Source organism: Buttiauxella cochleicola (assembly GCF_021282435.1).
Lineage (GTDB): Bacteria > Pseudomonadota > Gammaproteobacteria > Enterobacterales > Enterobacteriaceae > Buttiauxella > Buttiauxella massiliensis.
The window spans coordinates 1-17,500 of the sequence record NZ_JAJSOT010000011.1; the positions used below are offsets into that span (position 1 = coordinate 1).

Genomic DNA, 17,500 nt, shown 5'->3' on the forward strand with positions numbered 1-17,500 from the left:
TCAGAAGTGAAACGCCGTAGCGCCGATGGTAGTGTGGGGTCTCCCCATGCGAGAGTAGGGAACTGCCAGGCTCCAAATAAACAAACAAGCCTCATGCGAAAGCATGGGGCTTTTTTGTGCTTGCTTAAGTGGACAACATTGTCGGGAGCAATGTTGCACGTCGCTTGCGACGGCCCCGGAGGGGTGAGTATCAGGATGATACGAATACAAGCCCTGTACTGATGTGCAGGGCTTTTTGCTGTTTGCGATTTATGAAATCCTTGCCTGCTTTTCACAGTTTTTTCTTAAATTTCTATTTTTTCAACCAGTTAATAATGAAATCAGCGACTTGTTCAGGGTGATTAATGTCCAGGATAGGAAGTGATATGTTCAGATTTACATCACTGGCGATGGCAATGACATGGGGATCGATCACTAAATCGCCGGCATTCAGAGAAGTGCCCTCTCTATAGAGCAGTATCTTGGGTACTGATTCGTATTTAAAACCCTCGACCAATATCAAATCCAGTGATGACTCATCCATTCGGCTGGCGAGGTAGTAAAGATCTAACTCATTTTCGTCCGGTGTTTCAGTCATGAGAGCCCAGCGTTTTTGGCTGGCGACGATGGTTTGTGCCGCTCCAGCTTTGCGTAGCTCGTAGCTATCTTTCCCCGGTTTATCTACATCCATATCGTGATGCGTATGCTTAATAAGCCCAGGACGAATGCCTCGTTCGTTCAGTAAAGGAATCACCCGCTTCAACAGCGTCGTTTTTCCCGTCCCACTACAAGCTGCAAATGCTAACAATGGCAGCATCTATTGTTTCTCCCATTGCATAAGATCTTCAGGTGTATTTACGTTGATGAAGTTTTGCATCTGATTCGCAAACAGCACAGGTTTCCCGCCCACTTCACGCAGAAAAATCATCACTCTGCGCTCGCCAGCAGCCAAATATTGCTCAAGATCTATGACTAACTTGCGGTGTATAAGTGCAATGGTTGGATGATCTCGCTCGCCATCATTCACCCATACTGCATTGGATTCACCTTTTTGCATCCACAGTTTATATGCCAGATCGTCCGGGATATTAGGCGTATCGCAAGGGCAGAACAGAAACCATTCATCACTCAGATGCTGTATTGCAGACAAGATTCCTGCCAGTGGACCTGGATAATCAGGTAGCGTATCACTCAGGACATTAACCCCAACAGACTGATATATTTCAATATTCCTGTTAGCACTGATCACCACATTACCCACTTGAGGCACTAGCTTACTCATGACGTGTTCAAACAGTGGTTGGCCATTAAGGTTTATGAGCCCCTTATCCTGACCGCCCATCCTTGTTGCTCTTCCACCGGCCAACACCACACCAGTAACTTCTGTTAAACATCTCACCTATATCGCCTCTTTTAATGTGGGTTTGAGCCTGCTAACGTGTGACATCTCTCATGTGAATGGAGCACAATCATGAAATGTAAACGCCTTAACGAACTGCTCGAGCTACTTCAGCCCGCATGGCAGAAAGAGCCGGATCTCAACTTGATTCAATTTTTGCAGAAACTCAGCAAAGAGTCAGGTTATACCGGTGAATTAACCGATCTCACTGATGATGTGCTTATCTATCATCTGAAAATGCGCGATTCTTCGAAAGATGCTGTTATTCCTGGCATTCAGAAAGACTACGAAGAAGATTTTAAGACAGCATTGCTGCGTGCTCGCGGCGTAATTAAAGAGTAAAAGCTTGTAAGCCAGCCCACCTAAATGGCTGCGAAATGTTATCCTCAACTATTCGCATTTACAGTTGGTTGGCTGGATGACAGACAGCGCTTTCAATTTTCAAACACTACATCCGGATACCATCATGGATGCCCTTTTCGAACAGGGTATACGGGTGGATTCCGGCTTGACGCCATTAAACAGTTTTGAGAACCGCGTCTATCAGTTTCAGGACGAGGATCGTAAACGTTATGTGGTGAAGTTTTATCGCCCCCATCGCTGGTCCCCAGAACAAATAGAAGAAGAACATCAGTTTTCCCTTGAGCTGCAAGCAGACGATGTTCCAGTCGCGGCGCCATTGCATTTCAACGGCCAAACATTGCTACGCCACCAAGGTTTTATGTACGCAGTGTTTCCTAGTTTAGGTGGGCGACAATACGAAACAGATAACCTTGATCAGATGGAGTGGGTGGGTCGTTACCTTGGTCGTATTCATCAAACCGGGCGTAGTAAGCAATTTTCCGCTCGTCCTGATATTGGCTTGAATGAGTATTTGTTTGAGCCACGTGAACTGTTTGAGCATACAAATCTGATTCCGGCAGCTCTCAAGAAAAACTTTCTCAAAGCAACTGATGCGCTAATCGCGGAAGTGAAACTCCACTGGCATGAAGATTTTCAGGCACTACGATTACATGGCGACTGCCATCCGGGGAATATTCTCTGGCGCGATGGCCCATTGTTTGTCGATCTGGACGATGCACGTAATGGCCCGGCAATTCAGGATATCTGGATGCTTCTGAATGGTGACAAAACCGAGCAGAGAATGCAGCTGGAAATGATTGTCGAAGCATATGAAGAGTTTACCCCCTTTGAATCAGACGAAATTGCACTCATAGAACCTTTACGAGCAATGCGTATGGTTTATTATCTCGCGTGGATAATTCGACGCTGGGATGACCCTGCCTTCCCCAGAAATTTTCCGTGGCTTACCGACGAAGATTACTGGAGAACACAAACTGCGACTTTTACAGAGCAGGTTCGGGTTCTACGTGAACCACCACTAACATTAACGCCAATGTATTAATCAGTATTTATTCAGGAGAGATTTGATGATGAAAAAGATTTGGCTGGCGCTGGCGGGGATGGTCCTGGCATTTAGCGTGTCTGCAGCGCAGTTCACTGACGGCAAAGAGTTCGTGACTCTGGAAAAACCTGTTGCTGGTGAGCCACAGGTTTTAGAGTTCTTCTCTTTCTACTGCCCGCACTGCTACCAGTTTGAAGAAGTGCTTCATGTTTCTGATACCGTGAAGAAAAAACTGCCAGAAGGCACCAAAATGACTAAATACCATGTTGAGTTCCTGGGCCCATTGGGCAAGGATCTGACTCAGGCATGGGCTGTTGCATTGGCACTGGGCGTGGAAGATAAAATCACCGCTCCAATGTTTGAAGCTGTTCAGAAAACTCAAACAGTTCAGAATGTTGCTGATATTCGTAATGTCTTCATTAATGCAGGTGTGAAAGCAGAAGAGTACGATGCGGCATGGAACAGTTTTGTAGTGAAATCCTTGGTTGCTCAACAAGAGAAAGCTGCGGCCGATCTGCAATTGCAGGGTGTCCCGGCTATTTTCGTGAATGGTAAATACCAACTGAATCCACAAGGAATGGACACCAGCAATATGGACGTATTCGTCCAGCAGTATGCTGATGTGGCCAAGTTCCTGGTCGAGAAAAAGTAATTAAAAAAGCCGGTCACTGACCGGCTTTCTTCTATTGTTTGATACTCGTAAGTAAAGCGTCTTTCTCATGCCACACCGCATTCAGCCATTGCTGGAAGCGTCGTTTAAATCCTTTGTCATTAACATAGTCTCCATGCAGATCCTCTGCAATCGGCACAAGCGAAACTCTCACTACGATCCGGGTCATTTTGCCGGTTAACATATCGTAGAACGGACTTTGCGAATTTTCAGGGTAGCAGAGCGTTACATTGAGCAGCTTATCGAACTGTTTCCCTAATACATTGAGCGCCATTGCGATGCCAGCGGCTTTAGGCGGAAGCAGGTTTTGAAAGGCTGATCGTGTCTGTAAACGCTTCTCTTTAGTAAATCTTGAGCCTTCGACAAAGTTCACAATCGTCGTTGGATGAGAGCGGAATTTTTCGCAAGAGCGCCGGGTTGTTTCCACGTCTTTACCGCGCCGTTCTGGGTGGCGAAGCAAATAGCCGCGCGAATAACGTTTCATAAAAGGCATATCCAAAGCCCAACATGCCAGACCCATGAATGGTACCCAGGCGAGTTGCTGCTTTAAAAAGTATTTATTCATCGGGATATGTTTACGAAATAGCACGCACAAAATGACGATATCTGCCCAGCTTCGGTGATTACAAATCAGTAAGTACCAGTTTTTTTTACTGAGATCGTCCAGCCCTTCCACATCCCATTTCAAATGCGGATTCAGCTTGAGTAGGAAAGCTAAACTTTCGCACCAGCAGTACATCATAAAATCAGCAAATACCGAGATTGATCGCCAGATGACGGGAACAGGTAATAGCAGCTTAATGATGCCAGCGACAATAATGGGTACCGAGCAGGCTATAGTAACCAGAATGGTAAGAGCGACACTCAGAATCAACGTTATCGCGGCGAATAATCTCGACATAAGTAAATTTTTCAGATGGTTAGAGAGTGTCAGATGGTGGGAGAAGAATAATAGGTGGTGAATTTTATCAGAAAATAATCTTGAGTGAGGAAACAAATAAAGTGGATTAAGAAACGCGGTACTGTGGGTTTTTAATATTATCGGTCTATAACATAATTAATTTTTATATCCACATTTATCGATCACGCAATAAATGTCACCTGAGAGAATGATTAAAACTCAACACAATGATAAATATAGATATTTATTGAGCGTGGGATTTCCATTGAGATACGCAATCAATTGCTTAAAAAATTATGCACAAACTTATCCACAATATTGATCTTGAGGGCGATCTCGAAGATCAACAAAACTTTTCACCTTATCTTCCTCAAAAGTTCATGTTTTCAGCCATGCTATGGCATCCTTTAGCCATAAACTAAAACCAGTCACGGAACGGAACATTATGGTTCAGATCGCGCAAAACCCACTTATCCTCGTTGATGGCTCATCTTATCTCTATCGTGCCTATCACGCCTTTCCACCGCTGACCAATAGCAAAGGTGAACCGACCGGGGCAATGTACGGTGTGCTGAATATGCTGCGCAGTCTCTTGTTGCAGTATCAACCGACCCACGCAGCAGTGGTTTTTGATGCTAAAGGCAAAACCTTCCGTGACGAGCTGTTTGAGCATTACAAATCTCACCGCCCACCAATGCCGGACGATCTACGAGCTCAAATTGAGCCACTCCATGCAATGGTTAAAGCTATGGGCTTGCCGCTGCTGGCTGTTTCAGGCGTGGAAGCCGATGACGTGATTGGTACTCTGGCACTTGAGGCGGAACGCGTTGGTCGTCCGGTGCTGATTAGTACCGGCGATAAAGATATGGCGCAACTGGTTACGCCGGGCGTCACGCTTATCAATACCATGACGAATACCATTCTTGGACCGGATGAAGTCCGTACCAAATATGGCGTACCTCCAGAGCTGATTATCGACTTCCTGGCATTGATGGGCGACTCCTCAGACAACATCCCTGGCGTGCCAGGAGTTGGTGAGAAAACCGCACAGGCACTGCTGCAAGGTTTAGGTGGTCTGGATACGCTATATGCCAACCCAGAAAAAATCGCAGAATTGACGTTCCGTGGTGCAAAAACCATGGCGGCGAAGCTTGAGCAAAGCAAAGACCTTGCTTACCTCTCCTATCAACTAGCCACCATCAAAACAGATGTGGAGCTTGAGTTAGGCTGTGAACAGTTAGAAGTGCAGCAACCGGCAGATGAAGAGCTTCTCGACTTGTTCAAACGATATGAATTTAAACGTTGGATTACTGACGTTGAAGCAGGCAAGTGGATGCAAGCTAAGGGTGCAAAACCTGCGGCACAATCCACGAAAACGGTAGAGATTGAAGCTGAAGTTGAACCGGAAGAGCCAGCTATTGCACTCTCGCATGACAACTACGTCACCATTCTTGAAGAAAGCGTGCTTGAAGAGTGGATTACCCGCCTGAAGAAAGCGCCGGTTATTGCCTTTGATACGGAAACCGACAGTTTAGATAACGTCAGTGCGAACCTGGTGGGCCTCTCATTTGCTACTGAACCCGGAGTTGCCTGCTACATCCCCGTTGCGCATGACTATATTGGTGCTCCGGTGCAGATCCCACGTGAGCGTGCCCTTGAACTGCTGAAGCCATTGCTTGAGGACGAAAGCGTTCTTAAAGTTGGACAGAACCTCAAGTATGACCGTGGCATCATGCAAAACTATGATATCGAACTACGTGGCATTGCCTTCGATACCATGCTCGAGTCCTACATTCTTGATAGCGTCGCGGGCCGCCATGATATGGACAGCTTGTCTTCTCGCTGGTTGAAGCACACCACGATCACTTTTGAAGAGATTGCCGGCAAGGGTAAAAAGCAGCTGACCTTTAACCAAATAGATCTGGAACAGGCCGGGCGTTACGCCGCAGAAGATGCGGATGTTACGTTGCAGTTGCACCTGAAGATGTGGCCGCAACTCGAAAAGCGCGAGGGGCCACTCAGCGTCTTTAAAAATATTGAAATGCCACTAGTGCCTGTGCTGTCGCGGATTGAACGCAATGGCGTGAAAATCGATCCATCCGTGCTGCATACGCATTCTGAGCAACTCACCAAACGCCTGGCGGAGCTGGAAATCACCGCCCATGAAATCGCGGGCGAAGCCTTTAACCTCTCTTCTCCAAAGCAGCTGCAAACTATTCTGTTTGAAAAGCAGGGGATTAAGCCGCTGAAGAAAACGCCTGGTGGTGCACCGTCGACTTCTGAAGAAGTGCTGGAAGAGCTGGCTCTGGATTACCCACTGCCAAAAGTTATTCTTGAGCATCGTGGCCTGGCAAAACTGAAATCGACTTACACCGATAAGCTGCCACTGATGATTAACCCGAAAACCGGACGCGTGCATACCTCTTATCATCAGGCTGTCGCGGCGACCGGTCGTCTTTCTTCTACAGAGCCGAACCTGCAAAACATTCCGGTGCGTAATGAAGAAGGTCGCCGTATTCGCCAGGCCTTTATTGCGCCAAAAGATTATCTGATTGTCTCCGCCGACTACTCGCAAATCGAACTGCGCATTATGGCGCATCTTTCCCGTGATAAAGGGCTGCTTACTGCATTTGCGGAAGGTAAAGATATTCACCGTGCGACAGCGGCAGAAGTCTTTGGGATGCCGTTGGATAGCGTTTCAGGCGAACAGCGCCGCAGCGCTAAGGCCATCAACTTTGGCCTGATTTACGGTATGAGTGCGTTTGGTTTGTCACGCCAACTCAACATTCCACGTAAAGAGTCGCAGAAGTATATGGATCTCTATTTCGAACGCTACCCGGGCGTGCTGGAATATATGGAACGTACCCGGACGCAGGCGAAGGATAAAGGTTATGTCGAAACGCTGGATGGCCGCCGCTTGTATTTACCGGACATCAATTCCAGCAATGCTGCTCGTCGTGCCGGTGCAGAACGCGCGGCAATCAACGCCCCAATGCAGGGGACCGCTGCAGACATTATCAAACGCGCCATGATTGCCGTTGATGCCTGGCTGGAAACAGAAAAGCCACGTGTAAAAATGATCATGCAGGTACACGATGAACTGGTGTTTGAAGTTCATCAGGAAGATCTGGAAGCGGTATCGAAGAAAATCCACGAACTGATGGAAGGCAGTATGACGCTAGATGTGCCATTGCTGGTGGAAGTCGGAAGTGGTGTAAATTGGGATGAAGCTCACTAAATAAAGCGATTTATGTAACTAAGCAACATAACTCATAGCTTTTTGTGATGACGCTTCAATATCGGAGTGTAAAGGGTGAAAAAAAACTACAAAAAATGCTTTTTCAACCGAATAAAAAGGAGTAGAGTTATTTGCGTAGGGTACAGAGGTAAGATGTTCTATCTTTCAGACCTTTTACTTCACGTAATCGGATTTGGCTGAATATTTTAGCCGCCCCAGTCAGTAATGACTGGGGCGTTTTTTATTGCACGCAAGTCAGGAAAATAAGGAAAAGCACGGGCGAACCCATGCTTCTTTTTATTCGCCAGCTGTTTCGTCGTCTTCTTCTACATCATCTTCTTCGGTTGCTGGTGGGATATCGTTATACCAACCATCAAGCTTATGACGTAGTACATCGACACCGATCTTTTTCAGTGACGAAAACGCCTCTACCTGAATATCACCGCCAAAATCTACCACCGCTTCGCGAACCATCTTTAACTGTGCTTTACGAGCACCAGATGCCAGCTTGTCAGCCTTGGTTAACAGCAGCATCACTGGAATGTTGCTCGCAACAGCCCAATTAATCATTTGTTGATCAAGGTCTTTCAGTGGATGACGAATATCCATCAGGATGACTAATCCCTTCAGGCTATTACGTTTTTGCAGATACTCGCCAAGCGCGCGCTGCCATTTCAGTTTTACTTCTTCTGGTACTTCGGCGTAGCCATAGCCCGGTAAATCCACCACACGTAAGCCTTCAGCCACTTCAAACAGGTTGATGAGCTGCGTACGACCAGGCGTTTTACTGGTACGCGCCAGGGCTTTCTGGTTGGTCAGCGTATTTAATGCGCTGGATTTCCCTGCGTTAGAGCGGCCTGCGAAAGCAACCTCAATACCGGTATCAGAAGGTAAATGGCGAATGTCCGGTGCGCTAAGCACGAAGTGGGTCAGCTGGTAATTCCAGTTTTTCAAAACGGTTGTCTCCCTCAGGATGAGCATTGTTGGGGATTATACCTGAACATGGGGAAAACGCCGTGTTTCTCGGCAAGGCTTACAGGATTACAGAAATCCGCCCGAGGTTTGTAAGACATTGACCATTCATATTGACAGACAACGCAGTGTTGTTAGATGCAGGTATAATTAAAAGAACATATATAACAATGTATTAGGTGTTTTTCGATGGATTACATTAATGACTTAACCCAAATAGTCGTCTTGTAGAATCAAAGGCTAAGAGTAAAGTAAGCGGCACAGGCAAAGGATAGCCACAAAGGATAGCAACTCAGGATGAGGGTTCAGGATCGTCAGGATGGCGAAGAACCAAGGAAATGCCATGAGGCAACGTCTGGAGACGTTTAAAAAGGACAAGGATTTACACGGAAGTTGTTTGCAAGGGAAAGACAGGGCGTCGAGTGCAAACAGGGATTGTGTGACCTTATATAGGTCCAGAGACAAGAAAAAGGCGACAGGTTAACCTGCCGCCTTTTTTCTTTGCTTGCTTTCTGCTAGATTCCGCCGCAATTCTATACTGAATAAAAATGGCTCAAGATAATTTATTATGAAGCAACAAAACTCAGCAGCACCTGGCTCTAAACCTTCAAAAGCACGTCGCAAAACACGTGAAGAGATCGATCGTGAAGCACGTGACCGTAAGCGTGAGAAAAAACGCAGCGGACATGCAGCGGGTAGCCGTTCAACCGGCGGCACCCAGGAAAAAAGTGGAAGTGGCAGCACACAGGCTAAAGATCCGCGCATTGGCAGTAAAAAACCAATCGCCCTGGGTGTAACTGAAGTCCAGGTCAAAAAACCTAAACAGCACAAACCTAAAGTCGAGAAACCTATGCTAACACCACAGGCTGAACTGGATTTGCTGGAGAACGATGAGCGCCTGGATGCGCTGTTAGAGCGTCTTGAAGAAGGTGAAACACTCAACGCAGAAGAGCAGGCTTGGGTTAACGCTAAGCTTGATCGCATTGATGCGCTGATGGCAGAACTCGGCATCGCCTATGAAGATGACGAAGATGAAGAAGAAAAAGAGAAAGGCGATGATTTGATGCGTCTTCTCAAAGGCACTGACTAACAGTCTACCTCAATGGGATTACCTGTTCTTATCGTGGTTATTCCGCTGGTGTGTTATCTGCTGTGGTTATTCGTTAAACTACGGCGGTTGTCGCGATTGCAAAAATCGTTGCGCCGTCAACGAATGCGGCATCACCGGAGGAAGTGAGTATGTCTGAGCAGTTAATCGATTGGGATCTGGCCCTGATCCAGAAATATAATTATTCAGGGCCGCGTTATACCTCTTATCCTACCGCGCTGGAGTTCTCAGAAGGCTTCGGTGAGGCGGCATTTCTTGAAGCGGTTGCTCGTTATCCCGAGCGCCCGCTGTCGTTGTATATTCATATCCCGTTCTGCCACAAGCTTTGCTACTTCTGTGGCTGCAATAAAATCGTCACTCGTCAGACTCATAAGGCCGATCAGTATCTTGATGCGCTTGAACAAGAGATAGCCCACCGTGCGCCGCTCTTTAAAGGCCGTCACGTCAGTCAGTTGCATTGGGGCGGTGGTACTCCAACTTACCTCAGTAAAGCGCAGATAAGCCGTCTGATGGGGCTTCTACGGGCTCATTTCCATTTCGATGAAGATGCCGAGCTTTCCATTGAAATCGATCCGCGTGAAATTGAACTCAATGTGCTCGACCATTTGCGTCAGGAAGGGTTTACCCGTCTGAGTATGGGCGTGCAGGACTTCAACAAAGAAGTGCAGCGCCTGGTTAACCGTGAGCAGGATGAAGAGTTTATCTTCGCGCTGATTCAGCGTGCCCGTGAACTCGGTTTCACATCGACGAATATCGACCTCATTTACGGCCTGCCAAAACAGACGCCAGAAAGCTTTGCCTTCACCCTCAAGCGTGTTGCAGAACTGAGCCCGCACCGTTTAAGTGTCTTTAACTATGCGCACTTACCGACTTTATTTGCCGCGCAGCGCAAAATCAAAGACGAAGATTTACCGAGCGCCCAGCAAAAGCTCGATATCCTGCAAGAAACCATCAGCTCGCTGACCGATGCCGGATACCAATTTATTGGCATGGACCACTTTGCGCGGCCAGATGACGAACTGGCGATTGCGCAGCGTGAAGGGAAGTTGCACCGTAATTTCCAGGGCTACACCACTCAGGGTGATACAGACTTACTGGGGATGGGTGTTTCTGCCATCAGCATGATTGGCGACTGTTATGCGCAGAACCAGAAAGAGCTTAAAACTTATTATCAACAGGTAGATAGCCAGGGCGATGCGCTGTGGCGCGGCCTGGCATTAACCCGCGATGACTGCATTCGACGCGATGTTATCAAAGCGCTGATCTGCAACTTCCAGCTTAAATTTGCTGAAATCGAGCAGCTTTGGGATTTGAACTTTGCAGAGTATTTTGCGGAAGATTTGAAGCTACTCGAACCGCTGGCCAACGATGGGCTGGTGGATATCGACGGCAAACATATTCAGGTGACGCCAAAAGGCCGCCTGCTAATCCGTAATATCTGCATGTGTTTTGATAGTTATTTGCGGCAGAAGGCGCGACTGCAACAATTTTCCCGTGTCATATAAAACTAAAGGCGGCTTGAAAGCCGCCTTTTTGTTACTCCATTCCCAACTCTTTCAATTTACGCGTCAGGGTATTTCGCCCCCAGCCAAGTAAACGAGCCGCTTCCTGCTTGTGACCTTGCGTATGACGCAGTGCCGTCGTTAGCAATGTGCGCTCCATTTCTGGCTGCGCTTCAGAAAGCAGGTTTTGATGACCGGAACGTAATGCGCGGTCAGCCCATTGCGCCAGTAATGTTGCCCAACTGTCTGACTGAGAATGCGCCGGGCTATCGGGAATGGTTGTCTCGAATAGCTCGGCAGGCAAATCCTGAATCAATACTTCCTGGCCCGCAGCCATCACGGTTAACCAGCGACAGGTGTTTTCCAGTTGGCGCACGTTTCCGGGCCAGGCCAGGCGCGTTAACGCATTTTCCGTTTCCGGATGAAGCAGTTTGGCTTCCACACCCAATTCTTTGGCGGCATCCTGCAAGAAGTGGCGAGCCAGACGAGGAATATCTTCGCGGCGCTCACGCAGCGGGGGCAAATGAACACGAATCACGTTCAGGCGATGGAATAAATCCTCACGGAATTTCCCTTCCTGCACGCGCAACTCAAGGTTCTGGTGCGTCGCGGCAATAATTCGCACATCAACTTTTACCGGTGCATAGCCACCAACGCGATAAAACTGCCCATCAGCTAACACGCGCAGCAAACGAGTTTGCACATCCAGCGGCATATCACCGATTTCATCGAGGAACAGTGTGCCGCCGTCTGCCTGCTCAAAACGGCCCTGGCGAATTTGATTAGCGCCGGTAAACGCGCCTTTCTCATGGCCAAACAGCTCAGACTCAATCAAATCCTTCGGGATTGCAGCCATGTTTAGCGCAATAAAAGGGGATTTCACACGCGGGCTGTGACGGTGTAGTGCGTGTGCGACCAGCTCTTTACCGGTACCAGACTCGCCGTTAATCAACACACTTATTGATGAACGGGAGAGGCGGCCAATAATGCGAAACACATCCTGCATGGCAGGCGCTTCACCGATAATATCGGTGGTTGGCCCATTAACTTGCACATTGCGCGGCTGCTGCTGTTCTTGATAGTGGCTGATGGCGCGCTCAACGAGTGCGACCGCTTCATCAATATCAAAAGGTTTAGGCAGGTAATCGAAAGCGCCTTGCTGATAAGCACTCACCGCAGCTTCAAGATCTGAATGAGCCGTCATTATGATGACCGGCAACATCGGGTGGCGTTGTTTTATCTGCTTGAGCAGCGCCAGACCGTCCATGCCAGGCATGCGAATATCAGATAACAAAACATCCGGGGTCTTGGTTGCAAGAGCATTCAGGACTTCACTGCCGCTCTCAAATGTTGTGCAGCTTAAACCAGCCCCAGTCAGTGCGCGTTCCAGCACCCAACGGATGGAGCTATCGTCATCAACGATCCAAACTATCCCTCGTTGCATAAAGACCTCTACTTACGAATAGGCAGGTAAACCGAAAACTCGGTATGACCTGGCCAACTGTTAAATTCGATTTTTCCCGAATGCTGATCGATCAAGTTGCGTGCAATAGAAAGACCTAAACCGGTCCCGCCTTCACGTCCGCTCACCATTGGGTAGAATAGTGTGTCCTGCAGATGGGCCGGAATACCCGGACCGTTGTCTTCAATATCAATACGTGCAGCCAGGCGATAGCGAGTGCCGTGCAGAGTAAGCTGAAAAGCGGTACGCGTACGTAACACTATTTCGCCACCATCACTGCCCAGCGCCTGAAGCGCGTTACGCACAATATTCAGTAAAATCTGTTCAATTTGATCCGGGTCGTGCGCCAGTTCAGGCAAGCTTGGGTCGTAATCTCTTATCAGAGTGACATTCGCTGGCAACTCCATCGACACCAGTTTCATCACCCGTTCGGTGACTTTATGAATACTTTCTGTGACGTGCATGCCTGGTTGCTGCGGGCCTAACAGCCTGTCGACCAGGTTACGTAAGCGGTCGGCTTGCTCAATAATCACTTTGGTGTATTCAGTGAGCGAAGGGTCCGGTAAGGCTTTAGCCAGAAGCTGCGCTGCACCGCGTAACCCGCCGAGAGGGTTTTTAATCTCGTGAGCCAGCCCACGGACTAAGTCACGAGCGGCAATTTGCTGCGCTTGCTGTAGCTGCTCCTGACTTAAACGACGTTGGTTATCCATCGGCGCCATTTCCATCAGGATGAAACCTTCTGGTAAACGTTGTGCAGTCAGGGAAAGAATATGAGAGCGGCTATCAATAACCAGTGTGACTTCGTTATCGGTAAAGCCCTGGCCTGAGGTCAGGCTTTCCTGCATTAAGCCAACATTTAGCGAAAAGTAACTCAACAGTTCTGGTAGCGGTGTGCCGTAAAGTTTGCGCGAACTCTGCGCCAAAAGTTGCTGTGCCGCCGGGTTGGCGTAATGGACCGCCAGCTCGTCATCGACCAGTAAAATACTGTTGATTAAAGAATTCAGGATCTGCCCAGCATCGGGCAGTGTGCCGGTTGCCATACAGCAGTCTCCGATAATTGCACTGTGATGGTGCATTATAGTTTCCTGGCGGCAAAAAACGTTGCTGCAACAGGTTATTTGTGGATAAAAAAGCCCATCAACGATGGGCTAAAATTGGAGATGACTACTTAGTTAAACGCTGTAGTACAGCTCAAACTCAACTGGGTGCGGAGTCATACGCACACGGTCGTTTTCTTCCATACGCAGCGCGATATAAGCATCGATAGCTTCATCAGTGAACACGCCGCCCGCAGTCAGGAACTCGCGGTCTTCGTTCAGGCAGCTCAGTGCTTCTTCCAGAGAGCCAGCAACTTGTGGGATCTCTTTCGCTTCTTCTGGCGGCAGGTCGTACAGGTTTTTGTCCATTGCTTCACCCGGATGGATTTTGTTCTTGATACCATCAAGACCAGCCATCAGCAGTGCTGCGAAGCACAGGTACGGGTTAGCCGCTGGGTCCGGGAAGCGTACTTCGATACGACGTGCTTTCGGAGACGCAACAACTGGGATACGGATTGAAGCAGAACGGTTAGCTGCAGAGTAAGCCAGCATTACTGGAGCTTCGTAACCTGGGACCAGACGCTTGTAGGAGTTAGTAGTTGGGTTAGCCAGGGCGTTGATGGCTTTAGCGTGTTTGATAACACCGCCGATGTAGTACAGCGCTTGCTCAGACAGGCCAGCATATTTGTCACCAGCGAACAGGTTTACGCCGTTCTTAGCCAGGGACATATGGCAGTGCATACCAGAACCGTTATCGCCAAACATTGGTTTTGGCATAAAGGTCGCTGTTTTGCCGTAAGCATGAGCAACGTTATGAACCACATATTTGTAGATCTGAATTTCATCTGCTTTTTTAGTCATGGTGTTGAAGCGGGTAGCCACTTCGTTCTGACCAGCAGTTGCTACTTCGTGGTGGTGAGCTTCAACAACCAGGCCCATTTGCTCCATAGTCAGACACATTGCAGAACGCAGGTCTTGTGCGGAGTCAACTGGTGGAACTGGGAAGTAACCGCCTTTAACCGCAGGACGGTGGCCTTTGTTGCCGCCTTCGTATTTGGTGCCGCTGTTCCATGCGCCTTCGATATCATCGATAGCAACGTGAGAACCGGAAATAGAGCTACCGAAACGAACGTCGTCGAACAGGAAGAACTCTGGTTCTGGCCCGAACAGTACGGTATCGGCGATGCCAGTAGAACGCAGGTAATCTTCAGCGCGCTTGGAAATGGAGCGTGGGTCGCGGTCATAACCCTGCATGGTGCCTGGCTCAAGAATGTCGCAACGAATGATCAGCGTAGAATCAGCGAAGAACGGGTCAATGACAGCAGTAGACGCATCTGGCATTAGAACCATGTCTGACTCGTTGATGCCTTTCCAGCCACCAATTGAAGAGCCATCAAACATTTTGCCTTCTTCGAAGAAGTCAGCAGTAACCTGATGAGCAGGGATAGTGACGTGCTGTTCTTTACCTTTGGTGTCAGTGAAGCGCAGATCAACAAACTTCACTTCGTGTTCATTCAGCATCGTCAAAACGTGTTCAGCGGACATACTTAACTCTCCCGGATTTGGTCATTGAATTGGCTTGTTGCCCTGAAATGATTAAAGCGAAATCTGTGCCAACTTTTAAATTACCCCAAAAAGGCGCTATCATGCGCACTATAGTGCAAAAGGGCTGCACCACGATGGATAGTTTGCACCAATGTAGTGCTTCAGTCTGAGATTTGAGCACCATATTGGTGCAATTTTCGTTGTGGCTCCCTTTTTTGCTCCGTGAAAGCGATCACAAACCATTACTTTTTACATTGTTTGTAAAAGTTCTTTGTGATCCTGTTATGTCCTTCGATTAATACGTGTACAATAACGCGCTATTTCTAATGCCTGAGGCAAAGTTGTGATCGAAAATCTGCGTAATATCGCCATCATCGCGCACGTTGACCATGGTAAAACTACCCTGGTTGATAAGCTGCTGCAGCAATCTGGTACTTTCAGTAACGAACGTGCTGAAGCCACTGAACGCGTGATGGACTCCAACGATTTGGAGAAAGAGCGTGGGATTACCATCCTCGCTAAAAACACCGCTATCAAATGGAATGACTACCGTATCAACATCGTTGATACCCCTGGGCACGCCGACTTCGGTGGTGAAGTTGAACGTGTAATGTCCATGGTAGACTCCGTTCTGCTGGTCGTTGACGCAATGGATGGCCCAATGCCGCAGACGCGCTTCGTAACTAAAAAGGCATTTGCCCACGGTTTGAAGCCAATTGTTGTAATCAACAAAGTTGACCGTCCTGGCGCGCGTCCTGACTGGGTTGTTGATCAGGTATTTGACCTGTTCGTTAACCTTGATGCGACCGACGAGCAGCTCGATTTCCCAATCATCTATGCATCAGCATTGATGGGTATCGCGGGTAACGATCACAATGAGATGGCGGAAGACATGACCCCGCTGTACCAGGCGATTGTTGACCACGTTAAAGCACCATCCGTTGACTCTGATGGTCCGTTCCAGATGCAAATCTCCCAGCTTGATTACAACAACTACGTTGGCGTTATCGGCATCGGTCGCATCAAACGCGGTAAAGTGAAGCCTAACCAGCAAATCACTATCATCGACAGCGAAGGTAAAACTCGTAACGGTAAAGTCGGTAAAGTACTGACTCACCTCGGTCTGGAGCGTATTGAATCCACCGAAGCTGAAGCCGGCGACATCATCGCGATTACCGGTCTGGGCGAGCTGAACATCTCCGACACCCTTTGCGATACGCAAAATGTTGAAGCGCTGCCAGCACTGTCTGTTGATGAACCAACTGTTACTATGTTCTTCAACGTCAACACCTCTCCGTTCTGTGGCAAAGAAGGTAAATTCGTTACCTCTCGTCAGATCCTTGACCGCCTGAACAAAGAGCTGGTGCACAACGTTGCACTGCGTGTTGAAGAAACCGAAGATGCGGATGCATTCCGTGTATCCGGTCGTGGCGAACTGCACCTGTCTGTGTTGATCGAAAACATGCGTCGTGAAGGCTTCGAACTGGCTGTGTCCCGTCCGAAAGTAATCAACCGTATGATCGATGGTCGTATGCAAGAGCCGTTCGAAAACGTGACTCTGGATATCGAAGAACAGCACCAGGGTTCTGTCATGCAGGCGATGGGTGAGCGTAAGGGCGATGTCAAAGACATGATCCCTGACGGCAAAGGCCGTATCCGTCTGGATTACCTAATCCCAGCACGTGGCCTGATCGGCTTCCGTACTGAGTTCATGACCATGACTTCTGGTACTGGTCTGCTGTACTCCACATTCAGCCACTACGACGACGTTAAGCCAGGCGAAATCGGCCAGCGCCAGAACGGCGTGCTGATCTCTAATGGCCAGGGTAAAGCAGTCGCGTTTGCGCTGTTCAGCCTGCAGGACCGCGGTAAGCTGTTCCTGGGTCACGGTGCAGAAGTTTACGAAGGCCAGATCATCGGTATTCACAGTCGTTCTAACGACCTGACTGTAAACTGCCTGACCGGTAAGAAACTGACCAACATGCGTGCGTCCGGTACTGACGAAGCAACAACTCTGGTTCCTGCACTGAAGATGTCTCTGGAGCAAGCTCTGGAATTCATCGATGATGACGAACTGGTAGAAGTTACTCCGACTTCCGTACGTATTCGTAAGCGTCACCTGACTGAAAACGACCGCAAACGTGCGGGTCGTGGTAGCAAAGAAGCGTAAGTTTCTTTCCTGCAAAGCATTGAAGCCCTGCCTGTTTAGGCGGGGCTTTTTTTTGCTTAATAACTCGCAGAACCCGGATCGCCTTTTTATCAGCGATAGTCAAAGCTACCCT

At 48.4% G+C, this 17,500-nt stretch carries 15 protein-coding genes; 8 read left to right on the forward strand and 7 right to left on the reverse strand.

The features are described from left to right. Window positions 1-292: 292 nt before the first annotated feature. Together mobB and mobA are read right to left on the reverse strand one after the other, a co-directional pair. Complete coding sequence (gene mobB / locus LVQ77_RS19890) at window positions 293-796, reverse strand: molybdopterin-guanine dinucleotide biosynthesis protein MobB (protein ID WP_232905321.1); 504 nt, start codon at window positions 794-796, stop codon at window positions 293-295. Next, entirely contained in the window at window positions 797-1,378 is a 582-nt protein-coding gene (mobA, locus tag LVQ77_RS19895) for a molybdenum cofactor guanylyltransferase MobA (RefSeq protein WP_232905322.1), read from the reverse strand. A 72-nt stretch (window positions 1,379-1,450) separates the two neighbouring features. Between mobA and LVQ77_RS19900 the strand changes: the two genes are divergently transcribed. The 3 genes from LVQ77_RS19900 to dsbA all read left to right on the forward strand — a co-directional run bounded on the left by LVQ77_RS19900 (window position 1,451) and on the right by dsbA (window position 3,435). Continuing rightward, window positions 1,451-1,720: a YihD family protein gene (locus LVQ77_RS19900; protein ID WP_034461496.1), complete on the forward strand. Its 270-nt coding sequence runs from the start codon at window positions 1,451-1,453 to the stop codon at window positions 1,718-1,720. Window positions 1,721-1,796: 76 nt separating this feature from the next. Next, window positions 1,797-2,783 carry a serine/threonine protein kinase gene (locus LVQ77_RS19905; protein WP_232905323.1) on the forward strand — a complete coding sequence of 329 codons (987 nt, stop codon included), beginning with the start codon at window positions 1,797-1,799 and terminating at the stop codon, window positions 2,781-2,783. Between the two features lie 28 nt (window positions 2,784-2,811). Further along, on the forward strand, window positions 2,812-3,435 hold the full coding sequence (gene dsbA, locus LVQ77_RS19910; protein WP_034461503.1) for a thiol:disulfide interchange protein DsbA: 624 nt from the start codon (window positions 2,812-2,814) through the stop codon (window positions 3,433-3,435). Between the two features lie 31 nt (window positions 3,436-3,466). Here dsbA and yihG read toward each other — a convergent pair whose 3' ends face one another. Beyond that, window positions 3,467-4,354 (reverse strand): 1-acylglycerol-3-phosphate O-acyltransferase, YihG family, encoded by an 888-nt coding sequence (yihG, locus tag LVQ77_RS19915; protein WP_232905324.1) that lies wholly within the window; start codon window positions 4,352-4,354, stop codon window positions 3,467-3,469. Window positions 4,355-4,799: 445 nt separating this feature from the next. Here yihG and polA point away from each other — a divergent pair, with 445 nt between their 5' ends. Both polA and spfP read left to right on the forward strand, forming a co-directional pair. After that, on the forward strand, window positions 4,800-7,592 hold the full coding sequence (polA, locus tag LVQ77_RS19920) for a DNA polymerase I (RefSeq protein ID WP_232905325.1): 2,793 nt from the start codon (window positions 4,800-4,802) through the stop codon (window positions 7,590-7,592). 153 nt (window positions 7,593-7,745) lie between these two features. Then, a complete protein-coding gene (gene spfP / locus LVQ77_RS22520) occupies window positions 7,746-7,793 on the forward strand; it encodes a small protein SpfP (RefSeq protein ID WP_071892919.1) in 48 nt (15 codons plus the stop codon). Between the two features lie 96 nt (window positions 7,794-7,889). Here the strand turns inward: spfP and yihA are convergent, their stop codons facing one another. Then, complete coding sequence (gene yihA, locus LVQ77_RS19925) at window positions 7,890-8,546, reverse strand: ribosome biogenesis GTP-binding protein YihA/YsxC (RefSeq protein ID WP_193216279.1); 657 nt, start codon at window positions 8,544-8,546, stop codon at window positions 7,890-7,892. Window positions 8,547-9,132: 586 nt separating this feature from the next. Between yihA and yihI the strand changes: the two genes are divergently transcribed. Both yihI and hemN read left to right on the forward strand, forming a co-directional pair. Then, window positions 9,133-9,654 carry a Der GTPase-activating protein YihI gene (yihI, locus tag LVQ77_RS19930; RefSeq protein WP_232865978.1) on the forward strand — a complete coding sequence of 174 codons (522 nt, stop codon included), beginning with the start codon at window positions 9,133-9,135 and terminating at the stop codon, window positions 9,652-9,654. Between the two features lie 149 nt (window positions 9,655-9,803). Continuing rightward, the gene (gene hemN / locus LVQ77_RS19935; protein WP_232905326.1) at window positions 9,804-11,177 is read left to right on the forward strand and encodes an oxygen-independent coproporphyrinogen III oxidase; all 1,374 of its coding nucleotides are present in this window, start codon (window positions 9,804-9,806) and stop codon (window positions 11,175-11,177) included. 31 nt (window positions 11,178-11,208) lie between these two features. Here hemN and glnG read toward each other — a convergent pair whose 3' ends face one another. The 3 genes from glnG to glnA all read right to left on the reverse strand — a co-directional run bounded on the left by glnG (window position 11,209) and on the right by glnA (window position 15,218). Further along, the gene (gene glnG / locus LVQ77_RS19940) at window positions 11,209-12,618 is read right to left on the reverse strand and encodes a nitrogen regulation protein NR(I) (protein WP_232905327.1); all 1,410 of its coding nucleotides are present in this window, start codon (window positions 12,616-12,618) and stop codon (window positions 11,209-11,211) included. 8 nt (window positions 12,619-12,626) lie between these two features. Further along, on the reverse strand, window positions 12,627-13,676 hold the full coding sequence (gene glnL, locus LVQ77_RS19945; RefSeq protein ID WP_232865980.1) for a nitrogen regulation protein NR(II): 1,050 nt from the start codon (window positions 13,674-13,676) through the stop codon (window positions 12,627-12,629). Window positions 13,677-13,808: 132 nt separating this feature from the next. After that, window positions 13,809-15,218, reverse strand: a complete 1,410-nt coding sequence (gene glnA / locus LVQ77_RS19950; protein ID WP_151995412.1) for a glutamate--ammonia ligase — start codon at window positions 15,216-15,218, stop codon at window positions 13,809-13,811. Window positions 15,219-15,561: 343 nt separating this feature from the next. On the opposite strand from glnA, the gene typA reads away from it, so the two are divergent. Beyond that, the gene (typA, locus tag LVQ77_RS19955; RefSeq protein ID WP_064514962.1) at window positions 15,562-17,388 is read left to right on the forward strand and encodes a ribosome-dependent GTPase TypA; all 1,827 of its coding nucleotides are present in this window, start codon (window positions 15,562-15,564) and stop codon (window positions 17,386-17,388) included. The last annotated feature ends 112 nt before the right edge of the window (window positions 17,389-17,500 follow it).

Coding starts and splice junctions, on each gene's coding strand:
- glnA (WP_151995412.1), bottom strand. CDS start 15,218: ATGTCCGCTGAACACGTTTTGACGATGCTGAATGAACACGAAGTGAAG.
- hemN (WP_232905326.1), top strand. CDS start 9,804: ATGTCTGAGCAGTTAATCGATTGGGATCTGGCCCTGATCCAGAAATAT.
- glnL (WP_232865980.1), bottom strand. CDS start 13,676: ATGGCAACCGGCACACTGCCCGATGCTGGGCAGATCCTGAATTCTTTA.
- yihG (WP_232905324.1), bottom strand. CDS start 4,354: ATGTCGAGATTATTCGCCGCGATAACGTTGATTCTGAGTGTCGCTCTT.
- LVQ77_RS19900 (WP_034461496.1), top strand. CDS start 1,451: ATGAAATGTAAACGCCTTAACGAACTGCTCGAGCTACTTCAGCCCGCA.
- dsbA (WP_034461503.1), top strand. CDS start 2,812: ATGAAAAAGATTTGGCTGGCGCTGGCGGGGATGGTCCTGGCATTTAGC.
- yihI (WP_232865978.1), top strand. CDS start 9,133: ATGAAGCAACAAAACTCAGCAGCACCTGGCTCTAAACCTTCAAAAGCA.
- polA (WP_232905325.1), top strand. CDS start 4,800: ATGGTTCAGATCGCGCAAAACCCACTTATCCTCGTTGATGGCTCATCT.
- glnG (WP_232905327.1), bottom strand. CDS start 12,618: ATGCAACGAGGGATAGTTTGGATCGTTGATGACGATAGCTCCATCCGT.
- LVQ77_RS19905 (WP_232905323.1), top strand. CDS start 1,797: ATGACAGACAGCGCTTTCAATTTTCAAACACTACATCCGGATACCATC.
- mobB (WP_232905321.1), bottom strand. CDS start 796: ATGCTGCCATTGTTAGCATTTGCAGCTTGTAGTGGGACGGGAAAAACG.